16 protein-coding genes are annotated in these 17,548 nt (G+C 72.4%); 9 read left to right on the top strand and 7 right to left on the bottom strand.

Annotated features, from left to right (window positions below; genetic code table 11):
- The first annotated feature begins 172 nt into the window (after positions 1–172).
- Positions 173–1,372, top strand: coding sequence for a ribonuclease D (locus KLI87_RS24930; RefSeq protein WP_156215637.1), 1,200 nt, complete (start codon positions 173–175; stop codon positions 1,370–1,372).
- A 134-nt stretch (positions 1,373–1,506) separates the two neighbouring features.
- Positions 1,507–2,367 carry an iron uptake transporter permease EfeU gene (efeU, locus tag KLI87_RS24925; protein WP_242886237.1) on the top strand — a complete coding sequence of 287 codons (861 nt, stop codon included), beginning with the start codon at positions 1,507–1,509 and terminating at the stop codon, positions 2,365–2,367.
- 7 nt (positions 2,368–2,374) lie between these two features.
- Here the strand turns inward: efeU and KLI87_RS24920 are convergent, their stop codons facing one another.
- The 7 genes from KLI87_RS24920 to KLI87_RS24890 form a co-directional block, all read right to left on the bottom strand.
- Complete coding sequence (locus tag KLI87_RS24920) at positions 2,375–2,737, bottom strand: hypothetical protein (protein ID WP_156215312.1); 363 nt, start codon at positions 2,735–2,737, stop codon at positions 2,375–2,377.
- A gap of 60 nt (positions 2,738–2,797) precedes the next feature.
- Positions 2,798–4,069 carry an ABC transporter permease gene (locus KLI87_RS24915; RefSeq protein WP_308166156.1) on the bottom strand — a complete coding sequence of 424 codons (1,272 nt, stop codon included), beginning with the start codon at positions 4,067–4,069 and terminating at the stop codon, positions 2,798–2,800.
- Positions 4,066–4,743, bottom strand: coding sequence for an ABC transporter ATP-binding protein (locus KLI87_RS24910; protein ID WP_214618908.1), 678 nt, complete (start codon positions 4,741–4,743; stop codon positions 4,066–4,068). Before KLI87_RS24910 ends, KLI87_RS24915 begins: the two co-directional genes overlap by 4 nt.
- Positions 4,740–5,768, bottom strand: a complete 1,029-nt coding sequence (locus KLI87_RS24905) for a peptidoglycan-binding protein (RefSeq protein ID WP_214618907.1) — start codon at positions 5,766–5,768, stop codon at positions 4,740–4,742. The genes KLI87_RS24910 and KLI87_RS24905 overlap by 4 nt, the downstream gene beginning before the upstream one ends.
- Complete coding sequence (locus KLI87_RS24900; protein ID WP_214618906.1) at positions 5,765–6,247, bottom strand: hypothetical protein; 483 nt, start codon at positions 6,245–6,247, stop codon at positions 5,765–5,767. Before KLI87_RS24900 ends, KLI87_RS24905 begins: the two co-directional genes overlap by 4 nt.
- Before the next feature lie 161 nt (positions 6,248–6,408).
- A complete protein-coding gene (locus tag KLI87_RS24895) occupies positions 6,409–7,275 on the bottom strand; it encodes a hypothetical protein (protein WP_214618905.1) in 867 nt (288 codons plus the stop codon).
- 168 nt (positions 7,276–7,443) lie between these two features.
- On the bottom strand, positions 7,444–8,361 hold the full coding sequence (locus KLI87_RS24890; protein WP_214618904.1) for an AraC family transcriptional regulator: 918 nt from the start codon (positions 8,359–8,361) through the stop codon (positions 7,444–7,446).
- 80 nt (positions 8,362–8,441) lie between these two features.
- Between KLI87_RS24890 and KLI87_RS24885 the strand changes: the two genes are divergently transcribed.
- The 7 genes from KLI87_RS24885 to KLI87_RS24855 all read left to right on the top strand — a co-directional run bounded on the left by KLI87_RS24885 (position 8,442) and on the right by KLI87_RS24855 (position 17,511).
- Positions 8,442–9,284 (top strand): NAD(P)H-binding protein, encoded by an 843-nt coding sequence (locus KLI87_RS24885; RefSeq protein ID WP_214618903.1) that lies wholly within the window; start codon positions 8,442–8,444, stop codon positions 9,282–9,284.
- A gap of 519 nt (positions 9,285–9,803) precedes the next feature.
- Complete coding sequence (locus tag KLI87_RS24880) at positions 9,804–10,703, top strand: SMP-30/gluconolactonase/LRE family protein (RefSeq protein WP_156215300.1); 900 nt, start codon at positions 9,804–9,806, stop codon at positions 10,701–10,703.
- Between the two features lie 45 nt (positions 10,704–10,748).
- Positions 10,749–11,408, top strand: a complete 660-nt coding sequence (locus KLI87_RS24875) for a response regulator transcription factor (RefSeq protein ID WP_156215298.1) — start codon at positions 10,749–10,751, stop codon at positions 11,406–11,408.
- Positions 11,405–12,646 (top strand): cell wall metabolism sensor histidine kinase WalK, encoded by a 1,242-nt coding sequence (locus KLI87_RS24870; RefSeq protein ID WP_250904194.1) that lies wholly within the window; start codon positions 11,405–11,407, stop codon positions 12,644–12,646. Before KLI87_RS24875 ends, KLI87_RS24870 begins: the two co-directional genes overlap by 4 nt.
- A 38-nt stretch (positions 12,647–12,684) precedes the next feature.
- On the top strand, positions 12,685–13,887 hold the full coding sequence (locus KLI87_RS24865) for an acetyl-CoA C-acyltransferase (protein ID WP_214618902.1): 1,203 nt from the start codon (positions 12,685–12,687) through the stop codon (positions 13,885–13,887).
- Entirely contained in the window at positions 13,884–15,941 is a 2,058-nt protein-coding gene (locus KLI87_RS24860; protein ID WP_214618901.1) for a 3-hydroxyacyl-CoA dehydrogenase NAD-binding domain-containing protein, read from the top strand. The genes KLI87_RS24865 and KLI87_RS24860 overlap by 4 nt, the downstream gene beginning before the upstream one ends.
- A 97-nt stretch (positions 15,942–16,038) precedes the next feature.
- Positions 16,039–17,511, top strand: coding sequence for an amino acid permease (locus KLI87_RS24855; RefSeq protein WP_214619110.1), 1,473 nt, complete (start codon positions 16,039–16,041; stop codon positions 17,509–17,511).
- Positions 17,512–17,548: the final 37 nt, after the last annotated feature.

Raw genomic sequence — 17,548 nt, 5'->3', positions numbered from 1 at the left:
CGAAGCGTCCGAAACCGAGGCGGCGGGGGAGAACACGGAAACAGTGGGAGTGTCCGAAACGCGCGCCACCGGTCCCGAGCGGGAGACCGGTGCGGAGAAGCCGCCCGCGGGAGCCACGCCGGAGCAGGACGCCGGCCCCCCGGAACAGGACACCGGGCCCCCTGCCGTCCCGCTGCTGGAGCCCCGCGAGGGCGTGCCGGACGTCGTCGCCGACGCCGCCGGTCTGGAACGTGTCATCGCCGCGTTCGCGGCCGGTACCGGCCCGGTCGCGGTCGACGCCGAGCGGGCCTCGGGCTACCGGTACGGGCAGCGCGCGTACCTGATCCAGCTCCGCCGCGCGGGCGCGGGCACCGCGCTGATCGACCCGGTCGGCTGCCCCGACCTGTCCGGGCTGGACGCCGCGCTCGCCGACGCCGAGCTGGTGCTGCACGCCGCCAACCAGGACCTGCCCTGCCTGGCGGAGGTCGGGCTGGTGCCCCGGCGGCTGTTCGACACCGAGCTGGCCGGGCGGCTGCTCGGCTACCCGCGCGTCGGCCTCGGCTCGATGGTCGAGAACGTCCTCGGCTTCCTGCTGGAGAAGGGGCACTCGGCGGCCGACTGGTCGACCCGGCCGCTGCCCGACGACTGGCTGCGCTACGCCGCGCTCGACGTCGAGCTGCTGGTCGAGCTGCGCGACGCGCTGGAGGCGGAGCTGGAGGCGGCCGGCAAGCTCGGCTGGGCGCTGGAGGAGTTCGCGGCGATCCTGGCGATGCCGCCGAAGCCGCCCCGCGCCGACCCGTGGCGCCGCACGTCCGGCATCCACCGCGTCCGCAACCGGCGCGCGCTCGCGACCGTCCGCGAGGTGTGGGAGGCCCGCGACAAGATCGCCCGCGAGCGCGACCTGTCCCCCGGCCGGGTGCTCCAGGACGCGGCGATCGTCGAGCTGGCGCTCAAGGCCCCCAAGACCCCCGCCGAGCTGCAGGCGCTGCCGACCATGCGGGGCCGCGGCGCCCGCCGCCACCAGTCGGCCTGGCTGCGCGCGGTCTCCCGCGCCCGCGGCCTGTCCGACCGGGAGCTGCCCGAGGCCAACCTCCCCGGCGACGGCCCGCCGCCCGCGCACCGCTGGGCCGACCGCGACCCCGAGGCCGCCAAGCGGCTCACCGCCGCCCGCGCCGTCGTGGCCGCGCTCGCCGAGGAGCACACGATGCCCTCGGAGAACCTGATGCAGCCCGACTCGGTGCGCCGGCTCGCGTGGACGCCGCCCGGCGAGGCGTCCGCCTCCGCGGTCGCCGCCGCCCTCAGCGCGCTCGGCGCCCGCCGCTGGCAGGTGGAGCTGACCGCGCAACCGCTGGCCAGGGCGTTCCTGCGGCTGGAGTACAAGGGGGACGTGTAGGCCGCGGCGTGTAGGCGGCGGAACGTTCCCACCGGCCTGCCGGCGCAAGTCGCTCTTGCGGGGGGCGCCGTCCGAGCACACACTTGTTTAGGTTAGCTTTGCCTAAAACGTGTGGTCGGTGGAGGAGCGTCGCGATGCTGTTGGGCAACTTCCTCATCGGGCTGCGCGAGGGGCTTGAGGCCGCGCTGGTCGTGAGCATCCTCATCGCGTACCTGGTGAAGACCGGCAACCGCCGCGCCCTGCTGCCCGTCTGGACGGGCATCGCCATCGCCATCGCGCTCAGCGTCGGGTTCGGGATCGCGCTGAGCGCCGCGTCCTCGGAGATGCAGTTCAAGACCCAGGAGCTGTTCGGCGGCGTGCTGTCGATCGTCGCGGTCGGGCTCGTGACGTGGATGGTCTTCTGGATGCGCAAGGCCGCCCGGTTCATGAAGGCCGAGCTGGAGGGCAAGCTCCAGGGCGCGCTGGACGTCGGTCCGGTGGCGCTCTCGCTCGTGGCGTTCCTCGCCGTCGGCCGCGAGGGCCTGGAGACCGCGCTGTTCCTGTGGACCAACATCAGCAACTCCTCCGAGGGTTCCACGCAGCCGATCACCGGCGCGTTGCTCGGCCTCGCGGTCGCGGTCGCGCTCGGGTACCTGCTCTACCGGGGCGGGCTGAAGATCAATCTGAAGCGCTTCTTCACCTGGACGGGCGCGGCGCTCATCGTGGTCGCGGCGGGCGTGTTCGGCTACGGCTTCCACGACCTCCAGGAGGCCGAGGTGTTCCCCGGCCTCCGGTCGGTCGCGCTGGAGCCGCATCTGTTCTTCGCCAAGTTCGGCACGCCGGGCGACTGGATGCAGACGATCTTCCAGGGCGTCCTCAACGTCACCCCGCAGATCACCTGGCTCCAGCTCGTCATGTGGGCGCTCTACCTGGTGCCGGTGATGGCGCTGTTCCTGCGCTCCTCGTCGCCGTCCAAGCCGCGCCCGGCCCCGGCGAACCAGCCCGCCACCTCCTGAGGCGGCCTCACAGGTCGGGCAGCGGGTCGCGCGGCAGGCTGTCGCGCGCGAAGATCTCGGTGTCGGCGGCGTTGACCACCGCGACGTACTCGTCGTCGATCTCGAACGCGGCCCCGGCGAACTCGAAGGACGCGCCGGCGCCGAGCTCCACCGGGCCGATCCGGGTGCCGCGCGGGTAGCTGCCCCAGATGCTCTTCGGGGTGCTGCGGCTCAGCGAGCCGGTGGAGATCACCGCGACCTGGTCGTCGGTGACGACGAAGACGAACCCCGCTCCGCCGCCGTGGGCCATCGCGGGAAACAGGTAGCGGATCTCCCCGTCGATCCCGAGGAAATCGCGGCAGCGCTCGCGGAGCGGACGTGGCACGGGCATGGCGGCGGAGGCACCTCCCCAGGTGGGACGTCGTCGGCGTCCCAATCATGCACCGGTTCCTCAGACCGTGGCCAGCGCGGCGGTCGGCGACAGCCGCGCCGCCCGCGCCGCCGGGTACAGCCCCGCCGCCGTCCCGATCGCGAGCGTCGCCGCCAGCGCGCCGCCGAGCGCCCACACCGGGACGACCGGCGGCCACCCCTTGGCGAGCGCGAACCCGGCGGTGACCCCCGTCCCGAGGACGACCCCGACCACCCCGCCGCACGCCGACAGCAGCAGCGACTCGGCGAGGAACTGCACGCGGACCTGCCCCCGCGTCGCGCCGAGGGACCGCCGCAGCCCGATCTCGCGGCGCCGCTCCAGCACCGAGACCACCATCGTGTTCGCGACGCCGACGCCGCCGACCAGCAGCGCGACCGCGCCGAGGCCGAGCAGCAGCCCGGTGAACGCGCCCGCCGCCGCGGCCCTGGCCTCCAGCGCGTCCGAGGGGCGGCTCACCCGCACCTGCTCGGGATGCTCGGGGTCGACCGTCCTGGCGAGGACGGCCCGGACGTCGGCGACCGACGCGTCCGCCGACCGCTCGTAGATCGTCGTCGGATGCCCGCCGAAGCCGAGGTAGCGGCGCGCCGCGTCCCAGCCGACGAGCGCGGACCGGTCGATCTCCGGCGCCAGCTCCGCCGGGGCCAGCACGCCGAGGACGGTGAACCGGCGCCCGCCGATCCACACCTGCACACCGGGCCCTTCCGGGGGGCGTGGGGGGTCGCCCCTCCACAAGTGACCGGGCTGTTCCGGGGGGCGTGGGGGGTCGTCCTCCCACAGGAGATCGGGCCGGTCCAGGCCGAGCCGCCGCGCCGCCTCCGCGCCGAGGACGACCCCGGGGTAGCGCCCGGTCGCCGCGTCCAGCCAGCGGCCCGCCGCCGTCCGCGCGCCGAGGGTGCCGAGCAGGTCGGGCGTCGCGGCCTGCACCGCGATGCCCTGGGTGACCTCCTCCGGGATGCGGTCGGTGCGGCGCACGGTCGCGCCGGTCGCGCCGGTCGCGCCGACCGCCGTCACGGTCCCGATCCGGCGGACCATCTCCGGCGCCGCCTCCGGCAGCTCCGCCGCGTCTCCGAACAGCGTGTCGCCGGGCTCGGCGCGCAGCAGGTTCGTGCCGAGCCGGTCCAGCCGCCGCAGCAGCTCCTCCTCGCCGCTGGAGGAGATCCCGATGACCGCGACCATCGTCGCGATCCCGATCGCGATGCCGAGCGCGGACATCACCACCCGCGCCGGGCGCGCCCGCAGCCCGCCGAGCCCGACCCGCAGCACGTCCCGGGGCCCGAGCCGCGCGGGCCTCACCGGGCGCCCCGCTCGTCGGCGACGATCAGGCCGTCCCGCACCCGGACGCGGCGCGGCGCGGCGGCCGCCACCTCCGTGTCATGCGTGATGATCGCGATCGTGGTGCCCGCCGCGTTCAGCTCGGCGAGCAGCGCCAGCACCCCGGCGCCCGCCGCCGAGTCGAGGTTGCCGGTCGGCTCGTCGGCCAGCAGCAGGTCGGGCTCGCCCGCCACGGCCCGCGCCACCGCGACCCGCTGCTGCTCACCGCCCGACATCTGGTGCGGCCGGTGCCGCGTCCGGTGCCCGAGCCCGACCCGCTCCAGCGCCGCCCGCGCCCGCTCCCGCCGCTCCCGCAGCGGCACCCCGCTGTAGAGGAGCCCGTCCGCGACGTTGTCGAGCGCGCTCACGCCCGCCGCGAGGTGGAACTGCTGGAACACGAACCCGATGTGCCGCGCCCGCAGCGCCGACAGCTCCCGGTCCGACAACCGCGCCACGTCGTGCCCGGCCACCTCCACCCGCCCCGCCGTCGGCCGGTCCAACGTGCCGATCATGTGCAGCAGCGTGGACTTGCCCGACCCGGACGGCCCGATGATCGCGACCATCTCCCCCGCCTCGACGCCGAGATCGACACCGCGCAACGCGACGACCTCGCCCGCGTACTCCTTGGTGACCCCGTCCAACCTGACGATCGTCATCGCTCCGGCACCCCGACCTTCACGCCCTCGGCGACCCCGGTGACCTCCACGCGCCCTCCGCCGAACGCACCGATCCGCACCGGGACGAGCCTGCCCGTCCCGTCGGCGACCTCGACCGCGAACCCGCCCTCCCGCGTCGCCAGCAGCGCCTCGACCGGCACCGACAGCACGCCCCGCCGCCGCTCGCTCTCCAGCTCGACGGTCACGGGCGCCTCGTCCAGCCGTCCCGTGCGCCCCTTGACCGCGATGTCGACGCCCACCGTGGTCTTCTGGTCCTGCCCGCTCCCGCTGCTCTCCGCGACGTCGCCGACCTCGCTGACCGTCCCGGGAACGACCTTGCCGCCGGGCAGCTCGACCGAGACCTTCGCGCCTTCCCGCGCGAGGTCCTGCTTGTCCGCGTCAAGGTCCACATGGACGACCCGCCGCGTCCCCGCCACCTCCAGCACGGGCTGCCCCTGGACGGCCTGCTTCCCCTCAGGCGTCCGCACCTTCCGCACCCGCACCGCCCCGCCAAGGAAAACGATCTGCGCCGGGTCGACGACCCCCGTCTCCTCAAGCCCTCGATCGTCCTGCCATTCCTTGACGGCGGCCTCCGTGGCCTCGGTGAACCGCGTGTCGACGGTCAGATCCCCGTACCCGAGCGCCGCGAGGTTCCCCTCAAGCTGCCGCACGTCCGCACCCGACTCCCCCACCCGGAGCACCCGGTACATGGGACTTCCTCCATACATCAAGGTGACGGGCTTCCCGGAGACCTTCACCAGCGTCCCGCCCCGCCGAACGGTCGCCCCCTCCCTCGGCGCCCATGTCACGATCCCGGACGCGCCGGTCCACACGTCCCGGGCCCCGTCATAGGTGAGCCTTCCGTCCACCTTCTCGGTGTCCACGAGATCCCCCCGCGTCACCACCGCCGTCCCCAGCCGCACCCCGGGCCGTGCCTCCGCCTCGTCCCCGCCGAGACGGAGGACCACACCGCCCACCCCGACCCCCAGGACGACGACGCCGCCCACCACCAGCGCCCATCTCATTTCCCGCTCCCCGGCAGAAGCCCCCGGCAGGCGTTCCGCGCCTTCTCGACCTTCTCGGGGCTGGTGCCGCGCGGAACCTGGATCACGCCGTCCGGCCCCGGGTCCTTCATGTCGACCCCGTTCTCACGCATGCACTGCGCGAACCTGACATAGGAATCCCGTGCCTTCGGATCCTTGAGATCGGGCATCTTCCCGCCGGCCTGGAGCCACGACTGGCACTTCTTGAAAGCCCCCTGGACCTTCTCCCCGTCGCCGCCCTTCCCGAGCCGCAGCGCCTTCTGCCCGCTCCCCGGATCCGGAACGTCCACCCCGTTCTCCCGCATGCACCGGGCGAACCCGAGCTGCGCGTCCTCCACCGAAACCGACTTCTGAGGCGAAGCCGACCCGCCACCCGCGCTGGCGACCCCACCCGACTCCCCACCGCACCCCGAAAGCCCCACCACAACCGCCACCACAAGCCCGAACCCGCGAATCCGCATACCGTCCTCTCCGCCGGAAACCCACGTCCCAGCGCCCCAAGAGGACCACCCCAGGGGTTAAACCCGCATTAGCCGCACCACCGCGACGATCCGACCGGGACCGGCTGACGGCGGCCTGGCCCGTTCGGCGAATCACTCGACCTCGCGAAGGCGGCACACCGTCAGCTCTGTCGCTTGGAGCATTTTAGTGAGATGTCCCCTATCGAACCGATTTTCATCGGCACCACGCCGGGCCGCGAGGCGCCGAGGTCGATCGTGTACGCCCTCTTCTCCGCGATGAACCTGCGCGACGAACAAAGAGGGACGATGCGGAACGGCCTTCGCTCGTCGCCCTCATTGCCTAAGACCAGGGGCGGCTGCACCTTTCCGCCCACCGTGTAGGAGATCGCGACCTTGAAGGACGTGGGCACGCTCAGCGTGTCGACGAACAACTGGACGCTCATCGTCTCCTGGTCCTTCAGCTTGGTGTTGCCCTTTCCATGTCCGGGATAAGGGCCCAGATCCTTCCAGCGGAAAGGAGCATTCTCGCTGTATACGGGCTCGATGGTCCGCGCCCGCACCCGTGGGGGAAGTTTCCGGAAGGCCAACCCGAGGGTCAGCATGACGCCGTCCCCTCCTCCGGGCGGGCTCCACAGCAGTGTGCCGTCCGGCATGGGGATTCTCTTGACCTCCACCGCGGTGATCTGCGTTATCTCGACGACCTGGGCACGCTGCGCCTTGAGGCCGAAAGAGATCTCCGAGTACCCGCTCCCGGCCACCCTCGGGTCATCGGCCTTCTCGTTGTACCGGTCGTAGAATGCCTCATTCGAGGTAGGCGCCACCATTCTTTCGCCGGTGACCATGGCCGCCGACTCGCCCCACCTCGGCGCCCCGGCCAGCACGAGCGACTTCGAGCCCATGAAGCCGCGGGCACGGTCCTGGGTGGATTCCAGCAGGCCAAGTCCTCGAAGCACCCCGCCGCCGGCGTCGGTCAGCGTGATCCAGCCGGCGGCGAACGTCACGGCACCGGCCGTGAAAACGGCGATCATCTTTCGCCTGGGCGGATGGGGGCGCGGAGGGCGGCGGGATGTGCGCGCGTTCCGTGGTTCCATGGCGCCAGTCTCGCGCTCACGATCACTTACCGTGGCCGCCTGACCGCATACGGCCATTGCCAAACGCGGATCTTCAGTTGCTGCCCGTTGGGACGGCTGGGAGCTCTAGGTAGGTGGCCACGAGGGTTTCGCCTTGGTTCTGTGGGTTGTGGGGCGGGTTCCTTTCAGGCGTTTGAAGGCCACGCTCAGGGCGAAGGCGTTGGCATAGCCTACTTTTCTGGCGATGGCGGATACGGTTTCGTCGGTTTCTCTCAGGAGGTCGGCGGCCAGGGCTATTCGCCAGCCCGTCAGGTAGGCCATTGGGGGTTCGCCCACCTGGGCGGTGAAGCGGCGGGCCAGGGCGGCCCTTGATACTCCGGTTCTGGCCGCCAGGTCCGCGACCGTCCAGGGGTGGGCGGGAGATTCGTGCAGCAGGCGGAGGGCGGTGCCCGCTATCGGGTCGTCCAATGCCCGGCACCACGCGGGGGCGGTGGAGTCCGGTGTCTCGAACCATGTGCGGAGGGCGGAGACCAGCATGAGGTCCAGGAGGCGGTCCAGGACCAGTTGCCGGCCTGGGCGTTCTCTGGTGATCTCCGCGGCCATCAGTTCCGTGGACGGGTACGGGCTGTCCCCGGCCGGCACCACCAGGACGGGAGGCAGCGCGTGGAGGAGGTGTCCGCTCAGTTCGCCTCGGCGTTCGAAGGCGCCGCTCAGGAGGACGGCCGCTTCGTCGGCGGGGTCTCCGCAGGTGCCGGTCCGGCCTGAGCAGTAGTCGGCGGTGGTCACCACCTGGGTGGGTTCCGTTGCCGGGTCGTCGGCCACCGTGTAGGGCGCGTCGCCGGGGACCACCGCTATGTCGCCCGGGGCTATGCGCACCGGGTCCCGGCCGTCGGGGACGATCCAGGCGTGGCCGTTCAGCATCGTCGCCAGCGTCAGAGGGGCGCCGCTGGCCATGCGGAGCGCCCAGGGCGGGCGCATGACCGTCTGGCGGAAGACGGCGCCGCGGGCCCGCACGCCTGCCAGGAGTTCCGATACGGCGTCCATGGGCTCAGGTTAGACGGTCAGACATCAGGTAGAGCTTTTCAGGCATGGATCGTCTCGATGATCGCGGGTTGGCTGGGGGCATGGGTGAACACCAGATTCTTGTCACCGGCGCGACCGGTAAGTCCGGCAGGCGTGTGGTCCGGCGGCTGCGGGCGGAGGGGGCGGCGGTCCGCGCGGCGGCGCGGGGCGGGGAGCACTTCTTCGACTGGACGGACCGCGCCACCTGGGACGCCGCGCTGGAGGGCGTGGGGGCCGTCTACATCGTCCCGCTGGACGGGACGGCGCTCGTGCGGCCGTTCGTCGAGCGGGCGGCGCGGCTGGGGGTGCGGCGGGTCGTGCTGGCCTCGGGGCGCGGGATCGACGTGCCCGGTTACGCCAAGGACAGCGGCGGGATGCTGGAGGGCCTCATCGACGGCGAGGCCGCCGTCCGGGAGAGCGGGCTGGAGTGGACGATCAGCAGGCCGGGATGGTTCGCGCAGAACTTCAGCGAGGGGTTCTTCGCCGAGGCCGTCCGCGCCGGGGAGCTGCGGCTGCCGGGCGGCGACGGGGCCGCGAGCTTCGTCGACGCGGAGGACATCGCGGCGGTGGTGGTGGCCGCGCTGACCGGCGACGGGCATTCCGGCCGGACCTACGAGCTCTCCGGGCCCCGGGCCGTGACGCTGGACGAGGCGGCCGCGACGATCTCCGAGGCGGCCGGGCGCGACGTCCGCTATGTGCCGCTGTCCGTCGAGGAGTACGTCGCCGAACTCGTCGGGCAGGGGGTGCCGCCTGAGGATGCGGCGGCCTTCGCGGATCTCATCGAGCCGCTCAGGGAGGGGAAGGACGAGCACGTCTCCGACGGGGTGCCGCGTGCGCTCGGGCGGCCGGCGCGGAGTTTCGGGGAGTTCGCCGCGTCCACCGCCGCCGAGGGCGGCTGGGGCTGAGCGAAGGGCGGCCACCCGCCCTCGGGTGGCCGCCGCTCCTCAGCAGCGCCTTGAGGAAGCGGTGGTGCTCCGGGGTGGTGGTGATCAGCGAATCGGCGGACGACGCCCAGCTGTGGTCGAAGTCGGTGACGTTCTTGAGGGAGCCGCCGGGTGAGGACTGGTTGGAGCCCTGCGCGTGCGGACGAGCACATATTTGGTGTTGGAGTATTTCCATTTCCGCGTGCCGTCGGGGTTGCGCTCCCCCGGCTGGAAGTCCGGACGGGGTGCCGCATCGCCATCGCGAACGGTCCCTCGGGACCGTTCCCGCCGCGCCGGACCGAATCACCGGCTTCTCCATTCTTTGCTGATCTTGACCGCTCGGCATTGACGCCGGGGATTTCGCCTCACCGCCTCGACGGGGGCACCCGGTGCGTCAGGGTAGAGAAAAGGCCACCGCAGGCGCTGGGGACGGCACGCATCGCACAGCAGACGACGCGGATCGCGATGGTGCGGACGGGGGAACCGGGGAATCTTGGCGGCATGTTGTATCGAACTCTTGTCATCGCGCTGACCGCCGGTCTCGTCCTGCCCGTCGGAGGGACCGCCCTCGGCGACACCGAGCCGCCGCCCGACCGCATCCCGCTGCCCAACGGCTTCCAGCCGGAGGGGATCACGGCGAGCCCGCGGGGTGAGGCGTTCCTCGGCTCGCGCGCCACCGGCGCCATCTACCGCGTCGACCTGCGCACCGGGAAGGGCGAGGTGATCACCCCGGCGTCGGGCAAGCCCTCGCTCGGGATGAAGACCGTCGACGGACGCCTGTACGTGGCGGGCGGGCGGAGCGGGACGGGCCGTGTCTACGACACGCGCACCGGGGCGCTGCTCAAGTCCTACGACCTGAACACGGTGCCGTCCTTCGTCAACGACGTCGTGCTGACCGACGACTCGGCCTGGTTCACCGACTCGACCAATCCCGTGCTCTACAAGGTGCCGCTCGACGGGGACGGCGAGGTGGTGAAGGTGCCGCTGACCGGCGACATCGTCTACCAGCCCGGGTTCAACGGGAACGGCATCGCGACCAGCCCGGACCACAAGTCCCTCGTGCTCCTCCAGTCCAACGCCGGGAAGCTGTTCAAGGTCGACCCCGCGACGGGCGTGACGAAGACGGTGGACCTGCACGGCGAGGTCCTCACCAGCGGTGACGGCGTGCTGCGCGACGGCCGCACCCTGTACGCGGTGCAGAACTCGCTCAACACCGTGGCCGTCATCGAGTTGAGCAGGGACGGCGGCGAGGGGAAGGTCACCAAGAAGCTGACCGACAAGCGCTTCGACGTCCCGACGAGCGTCACCCGCTTCGGGAAGCGGCTCTACCTGCCGAACGCCCGGTTCAGCACGCCGCCCGGCCCCGACACGACCTACGAGGTCAATGCCGTCCAGCCCTGAGCTGGGCTTATCCGGGTTTAACCACCGTTGCGCCATGCTCGGCGCATGCGCGTTTTGATCGTCGAGGACGAGCGTGTGCTGGCGGACGCGATCGCGGAGGGGCTGCGGGAGCAGGCCATCGCGGTCGACGTGGTGTACGACGGGGACGGTGCGCTGGAGCGCGCGTCCCGCAACGAGTACGACGTGGTGGTGCTCGACCGGGACCTCCCGGCCGTCCACGGCGACGACGTGTGCCGGGAGCTGGTCGGGCGCCGGCACACGGGCCGGATCCTGATGCTGACGGCCGCCGGGGACGTCGGCGACCGGGTGGACGGCCTGATGCTCGGCGCCGACGACTACCTGCCGAAGCCGTTCGTGTTCGGCGAGCTGGTCGCCCGGGTGCGGGCGCTGGCGCGGCGGTCGCGGACGCCCGTCCCGCCGGTGCTGGAGCGGCGGGGCGTCCGGCTGGACCCGCACCGGCGCCGGGTCCAGCGGGACGGCCGGGAGCTGCGGCTCACCAACAAGGAGTTCGCCGTCCTGGAGGAGCTGCTGCGCGCCGAGGGCGGGGTGGTGAGCGCCGAGCTGCTGCTGGAGCGGGCCTGGGACGAGAACATCGACCCGTTCAGCAACATCGTCCGGGTGACGATGGCGACGTTGCGCCGCAAGCTCGGCGAACCGGGTGTGATCGAGACGGTCACCGGGTCCGGCTACCGGCTGGAGGCATGATGCCGAGGCTGAGCGTCCGGGCGCGGTTGACGCTGGTGTACGGGTCGCTGTTCCTGGCGATGTCGGCGGTGCTGGTCGCGGTGACGTACCTGCTGACCGCGCGGATGATCGAGCAGCGCTACCCGGTGCGCGGGTCGGGGACGACGACCACGCAGCTCTGGAGCCTCACGGACGCGGAGACCACGCGCCGGCTGGAGGAGCTGAAGGCCGAGGTGAACCGGCAGGCGACCCGGCAGAAGCACGACATGCTGGAGCAGCTCCTCCAGAGCTCGCTGGTGACGATGCTGGTGGTCGGCGTCCTCGCGGTGGTGATCGGGTACGTGGTGGCGGGCCGGATGCTGCGGCCCCTGCACCGGGTCACCGCGACGGCGCGGCGGCTGTCGGAGAGCAACCTGTACGAGCGGATCGCGCTGGACGGCCCGCAGGACGAGATCAAGGACCTGGCCGACACCTTCGACCGCATGCTGGACCGGCTGCACCGGGCGTTCGACACGCAGCGGCGGTTCGTCGCGAACGCCTCGCACGAGCTGCGGACGCCGCTGACCATCAACCGGACCGTGCTGGAGGTGGCGCTGGCCAGCGGGAGGAACCCGCCGGAGACCAAGGCGCTCGCCGACGTGCTGCTCGGCAACACCGCGCGGCACGAGCGGCTGATCGAGGGGCTGCTGCTGCTCGCCCGGTCCGAGCACGAACTCGGGACGCGCACGGCCACCCCCCTGCCGGACGTCGTGCGCAGCGCCCTCGACCAGCTCGACGTCCGCGACGACGTGGAGGTGGAGGCGCGGCTCGGCGCGGCCGAGGTGACCGGCGACCCCGTCCTGCTGGAGCGGTGCGCGGTCAACCTGCTGGAGAACGCGCTGAAGTACAACGTGCCGGATGGGCGGATCTGGGTCCGCACGGGAACCGCGGGATCGGCGGGGACCGAGGTGTTCCTCCAGGTCGTGAACACGGGGCGGCCCGTCCCGTCCTACGAGGCGGGGTCGATCTACGAGCCGTTCCGGCGGCTGCGCGCGGACGGCGGCGCGCGCTCCAGGACCGGGTCGGCGGAGGGCGCGGGCCTCGGCCTGTCGATCGTGCGGGCGGTGGTCGGCGCGCACGGCGGGACGATCGAGACGGTGCCGCGCGCCGAGGGCGGCCTCTCGATCACCGTGCGGCTGCCCGCCGCGGGCGCTCCCGCGGCCCCGCGGCGTGCGGGCGTGCTTACCGACGAGTACGATGGGCGGGTTACCGGCGAGTAATCTCGTCGCCGACCCACCAGCGCAGGGAGGACGACACCGTGCCTCGCACCGCACGCGACGTCGTGTTCGTCGACGGCGTCCGCACGCCGTTCGGCAAGGCCGGCCCGAAGGGCCTGTACGCGCAGACCCGCGCCGACGACCTGGTCGTCCGCGCGATCCGCGAGCTGCTGCGCCGCAACCCGTCCCTGCCGCCCGAGCGGGTGGACGAGGTCGCGATCGCCGCCACCACGCAGACCGGCGACCAGGGCCTGACGATCGGACGGTCCGCCGCCGTCCTCGCCGGGCTCCCCAAGAGCGTTCCCGGCTACGCGATCGACCGGATGTGCGCGGGCGCGATGACGGCGGTGACGACGGCGGGCGCGGGCATCTCCTTCGGCTCCTACGACGTCGTGATCGCGGGTGGCGTCGAGCACATGGGCCGGCACCCGATGGGCGAGGGCGTCGACCCGAACCCGCGCTTCCTCGCCGACCGGCTCGTGGACCCGTCCGCGCTGGTCATGGGGTCCACGGCGGAGAACCTGCACGACCGTTTCCCGGGCATCACCAGGCGGCGCGCGGACGCCTACGCGGCGCGCAGCCAGGCGAAGGTGGCCGAGGCGTACGCGGCCGGGCGCGTGCAGCCCGACCTCGTCCCGACGGCGGTCCGCTCGGCGGAGCGGGGCTTCGGCCTCGCGACCGAGGACGAGCCGCCGCGCCCCGGCACGACCGTCGCCGACCTCGCGGCGCTGAAGACGCCGTTCCGCGCGCACGGCAACGTCACGGCCGGGAACGCGGCGGGCCTCAACGACGGCGCGACCGCGTGCCTGCTGGCCGCCGAGGACGTCGCGGCCGACCTCGGCCTCACCCCGCGCATGCGGCTGGTCGACTTCTCCTTCGCCGGGGTGGAGCCGGAGGTCATGGGCGTCGGGCCCGTCCCGGCGACCGAGCGGCTGCTCGCCCGCAACGCGCTGACCATGGACGACATCGGCCTCATCGAGATCAACGAGGCGTTCGCCGTGCAGGTGCTGGCGTTCCTGGAGCACTTCAAGATCGCCGACGACGACGCGCGGGTGAACCCGTGGGGCGGCGCGATCGCGCTCGGGCACCCGCTCGCCGCGTCCGGCGTCCGGCTGATGAACCAGCTCTCGCGGCTGTTCGAGGAGCGGACGGACGTCCGGTACGGCATCACGACGATGTGCGTCGGCATGGGGATGGGCGGCACCGTCCTCTGGGAGAACGTGAACCGGGAGGGCGGCAAGTGAACCCCGACATCTTCGCCGACGAGGTCGTGACGCACGCGCTGGTGCGCGACGTGGCGCTCCCCCGCGGCGCCGGGACGCTCGCGCTGATCACGCTCGACAACGGGCACGACCACACCCGGCCGAGCACGTTCGGCCCGCGCGGCCTCACCGAGCTGGGCGAAGCGCTCGACGCCGTCGCCGCGCGCGAGGACATCGCCGCCGTCGGCGTCACCGGCAAGCCGTTCATCTTCGCGGTCGGCGCCGACCTCAAGGGCGTCCCGCTGATCGGCGACCGCGCGGACGCCGCCGCCGTGGGCAGGCTGGGGCACGACGTGTTCCGCCGCCTCGGCGAGCTGCGCGTCCCCTCGTTCGCCTACTACAACGGCGCGGCGATGGGCGGCGGCGTCGAGATCGGCCTGCACTGCACGTACCGGACGGTCTCCACCGGCGTCACGGCGTTCGCGCTGCCCGAGGCGTTCCTCGGCCTCGTGCCCGGCTGGGGCGGGACGTACCTGCTGCCCCGCCTGGTCGGCGCGGAGAAGGCGCTCAAGGTCGTCATCGACAACCCGCTCGCGCAGAACCGGATGCTGAAGGGCCCGCAGGTCCGCGAGCTGGGCATCGCCGACGCGATCTTCGACTCGGCCGACTTCCTGGAGGAGTCGCTCGCCTGGACGGCCCGCGTCCTGAAGGGCGAGGTCGTGGTCGACCGCCCCGAGGTCGACACCGGCAAGGCGTGGGACGACGCGGTCGCGCTCGCCCGCTGGAACGTGGACGGGCGGCTGCACGGCGCCGCCCCGTCCTACGTGAAGGCCATCGACCTGATCGCCGCCGCCAAGGACCGCACCCGCGACGAGGGCTTCGCGGCCGAGGACGAGGCGCTCGCCGACCTCATCATGAGCGAGGAGCTGCGCGCGGGCCTGTACGCGTTCGACCTCACCCAGAAGCGGGCGAAGAAGCCCGCCGGGGCGCCGGACGCCGCGCTCGCCCGTCCCGTCACGAAGGTCGGCGTCGTCGGCGCGGGCCTGATGGCCTCGCAGCTCGCGCTGCTGTTCGCGCGCCGCCTGGAGGTGCCGGTCGTCATGACCGACCTCGACCAGGAGCGGCTCGACAGGGGCGTCGGCCACGCCCACGCCGAGATCGGCAGGCTGCTCGCCAAGGGGCGGATCTCCCCCGACAAGGCCAACCGCCTCACCGCGCTCGTCACCGGCTCGCTCACCAAGGACGTCTTCGCCGACGCCGACCTCGTCATCGAGGCGGTCTTCGAGGAGATGTCGGTCAAGCGCGCGGTGTTCGCCGAGGTCGAGGAGCACGTGTCGGCCGAGTGCGTGCTGGCCACCAACACCTCGTCGCTGTCGGTGACCGAGATGGCCGCGGGGCTGCGGCACCCCGAGCGCGTGGTCGGGTTCCACTTCTTCAACCCGGTCGCGGTGCTGCCGCTGCTGGAGGTCGTCCGGGGCGAGCGGACCGGCGACGAGGCCCTGGCCACGGCCTTCGCGACGGGCAGGACGCTGAAGAAGTCGTGCGTGCTGGTCAAGGACGCCCCGGCGTTCGTGGTGAACCGCGTGCTGCTGCGGCTGCTCGCCGAGATCGTCGCGGCGGTGGACGAGGGCACGCCGATCGAGGTGGCCGAGCGCGCCGCGGCGCCGCTCGGGCTGCCGATGCCGCCGTTCGTGCTGATGGGGCTGGTCGGCCCCGCGATCGCGCTGCACGTCAAGGAGACGCTGCACGCCGCGTTCCCGGGCCGCTTCCCGCTCTCGGACAACCTCGCCAAGCTGGTGGCGTCGGGCAAGCCCGGCGTGTACCGGCCCGACCTCACGCTCGACCCCGAGGCGGTGGAGATCTTCGCGGGCGGGGACCGCCCCTCCACCGAGGAGCAGGTGCTCGACCGCGCGCTCGCCGCGCTCGCGGACGAGATCCGCCTCATGCTGGACGAAGAAGTCGTCGCCGCTCCGGAGGACATCGACCTCTGCATGCTCCTCGGCGCCGGTTGGCCGTTCCACCTGGGAGGGATCACTCCGTACCTCGACCGGACGGGCATCTCCGAGAAGGTGACGGGACGCCGGTTCCGTACCTGACACGCCGAATCATGCGCCGGGAGCGTCCTTAAGGCGGATAAAGACGGGCATAGGGGTGACGGACATGAGGTCACCCCACCGCGAGGAGCTCCCGGGCATGAACCTGCTGCGCACGAAGTCGGTCGAGCAGTCGATCCGCGACACCGAGTCGCCGGAGCATCAGCTCAACCGATCCCTGTCCGCGTTGGACCTCGTGGTGTTCGGGGTCGGCATCATCATCGGGACCGGGATCTTCGTGCTGACCGGGCAGGTCGCCAGGGACAAGGCCGGCCCGGCGGTCGCGATCTCGTTCGTGCTCGCGGCGGTCGTCTGCGGGCTCGCGGCGCTGTGCTACGCCGAGTTCGCCTCGACGATCCCGGTGGCGGGGTCCGCCTACACCTTCTCCTACGCGACGCTCGGCGAGTTCCCAGCGTGGATCATCGGCTGGGACCTCGTCCTGGAGCTGGCGCTCGCCGCCGCCGTGGTCTCGGTCGGCTGGTCGGGATACGCGGTCTCGCTGCTGGACGACGCTGGCGTGACGCTGCCGGCCGAGCTCGTCCATCCGCCGGGTGAGGCGGGCGGTGCGGTGAACGTCCCCGCGATCGTGCTCGTGCTGGCCGTGACCGTGCTGCTCGTCCTCGGCATCAAGGTGTCCGCGCGCTTCACCGTCGCGATCGTCGCCGTCAAGCTGTCGGTGGTGCTGCTGGTGATCGTCGCGGGGCTGTTCTTCGTCAAGGGCGCCAACTACCACCCGTTCATCCCGCCGTCGGAGGCGACGCCGACGGTCGAGGGCGGCTCCGCGCCGCTGATGCAGGTGCTGTTCGGGATCAAGCCGGCCACCTTCGGCTGGCTCGGCATCTTCGCGGCCGTCTCGGTCGTCTTCTTCGCCTACATCGGCTTCGACGTGGTCGCCACCGCCGCCGAGGAGGCCCGGCGGCCCCAGCGCGACCTCCCGATCGGGCTCATCGGCTCGCTCGTCATCACCGCGATCCTGTACGCGGTGGTGTCGATCGTCGTCACCGGCATGCAGAACTACAAGGACCTGAGCACGGAGGCGCCGCTCGCCGACGCGTTCAAGGCCGTCGGCCATCCCGCGTTCGCCACCGTGATCAGCTTCGGCGCCGTGGTCGGCCTGACGACCGTCGTGCTGATCCTGCTGCTCGGCCAGAGCCGGGTGTTCTTCGCGATGAGCCGCGACGGCCTGCTGCCCCCCTGGCTCTCGACCGTCCACCCGCGCTTCGGCACCCCCTACCGCTCCACCGTGATCATGGGGGTGGTGGTCGCGGCGATCGCCGGGTTCATCCCGCTCGCCAAGCTCGCCGAGCTGGTCAACATCGGCACGCTGTTCGCGTTCCTCGTCGTCTCGGTCGGGGTCGTGGTGCTGCGCCGGACGCGGCCGGAGCTGCCCCGCGCGTTCCGCACGCCGCTGGTGCCGCTCATCCCCGTGCTGTCGGTGCTGGCCTGCCTGTTCGTGATGATCAACCTGCCGGTGGACACCTGGCTGCGGTTCCTCGCCTGGCTCCTGGTCGGCGTCGCCGTCTACTTCGCCTACGGGCGGCGCCACAGCCGTCTGGCGGGCGGGCGGGTCTGACGGAGGCCGCCCGCGATCGGAAACCGCCTGTCCTTTG

Origin of the sequence: Actinomadura sp. NEAU-AAG7 (genome assembly GCF_018603865.1) — a bacterium.
GTDB lineage: Bacteria > Actinomycetota > Actinomycetes > Streptosporangiales > Streptosporangiaceae > Spirillospora > Spirillospora litoris.
The sequence above is the reverse complement of the archived record's forward strand: the minus strand, read 5'-3'. Positions and strand labels throughout refer to the sequence as shown.

Excerpts from the sequence above, each read along its gene's own strand:
- KLI87_RS24900 (WP_214618906.1), bottom strand. The coding sequence starts at position 6,247 with ATGCGGATTCGCGGGTTCGGGCTTGTGGTGGCGGTTGTGGTGGGGCTT.
- KLI87_RS24875 (WP_156215298.1), top strand. The coding sequence starts at position 10,749 with ATGCGCGTTTTGATCGTCGAGGACGAGCGTGTGCTGGCGGACGCGATC.
- KLI87_RS24890 (WP_214618904.1), bottom strand. The coding sequence starts at position 8,361 with ATGGACGCCGTATCGGAACTCCTGGCAGGCGTGCGGGCCCGCGGCGCC.
- KLI87_RS24885 (WP_214618903.1), top strand. The coding sequence starts at position 8,442 with ATGGGTGAACACCAGATTCTTGTCACCGGCGCGACCGGTAAGTCCGGC.
- KLI87_RS24920 (WP_156215312.1), bottom strand. The coding sequence starts at position 2,737 with ATGCCCGTGCCACGTCCGCTCCGCGAGCGCTGCCGCGATTTCCTCGGG.
- KLI87_RS24910 (WP_214618908.1), bottom strand. The coding sequence starts at position 4,743 with ATGACGATCGTCAGGTTGGACGGGGTCACCAAGGAGTACGCGGGCGAG.
- KLI87_RS24880 (WP_156215300.1), top strand. The coding sequence starts at position 9,804 with ATGTTGTATCGAACTCTTGTCATCGCGCTGACCGCCGGTCTCGTCCTG.
- KLI87_RS24870 (WP_250904194.1), top strand. The coding sequence starts at position 11,405 with ATGATGCCGAGGCTGAGCGTCCGGGCGCGGTTGACGCTGGTGTACGGG.
- KLI87_RS24905 (WP_214618907.1), bottom strand. The coding sequence starts at position 5,768 with ATGAGATGGGCGCTGGTGGTGGGCGGCGTCGTCGTCCTGGGGGTCGGG.
- KLI87_RS24895 (WP_214618905.1), bottom strand. The coding sequence starts at position 7,275 with ATGATCGCCGTTTTCACGGCCGGTGCCGTGACGTTCGCCGCCGGCTGG.
- KLI87_RS24855 (WP_214619110.1), top strand. The coding sequence starts at position 16,039 with ATGAACCTGCTGCGCACGAAGTCGGTCGAGCAGTCGATCCGCGACACC.
- efeU (WP_242886237.1), top strand. The coding sequence starts at position 1,507 with ATGCTGTTGGGCAACTTCCTCATCGGGCTGCGCGAGGGGCTTGAGGCC.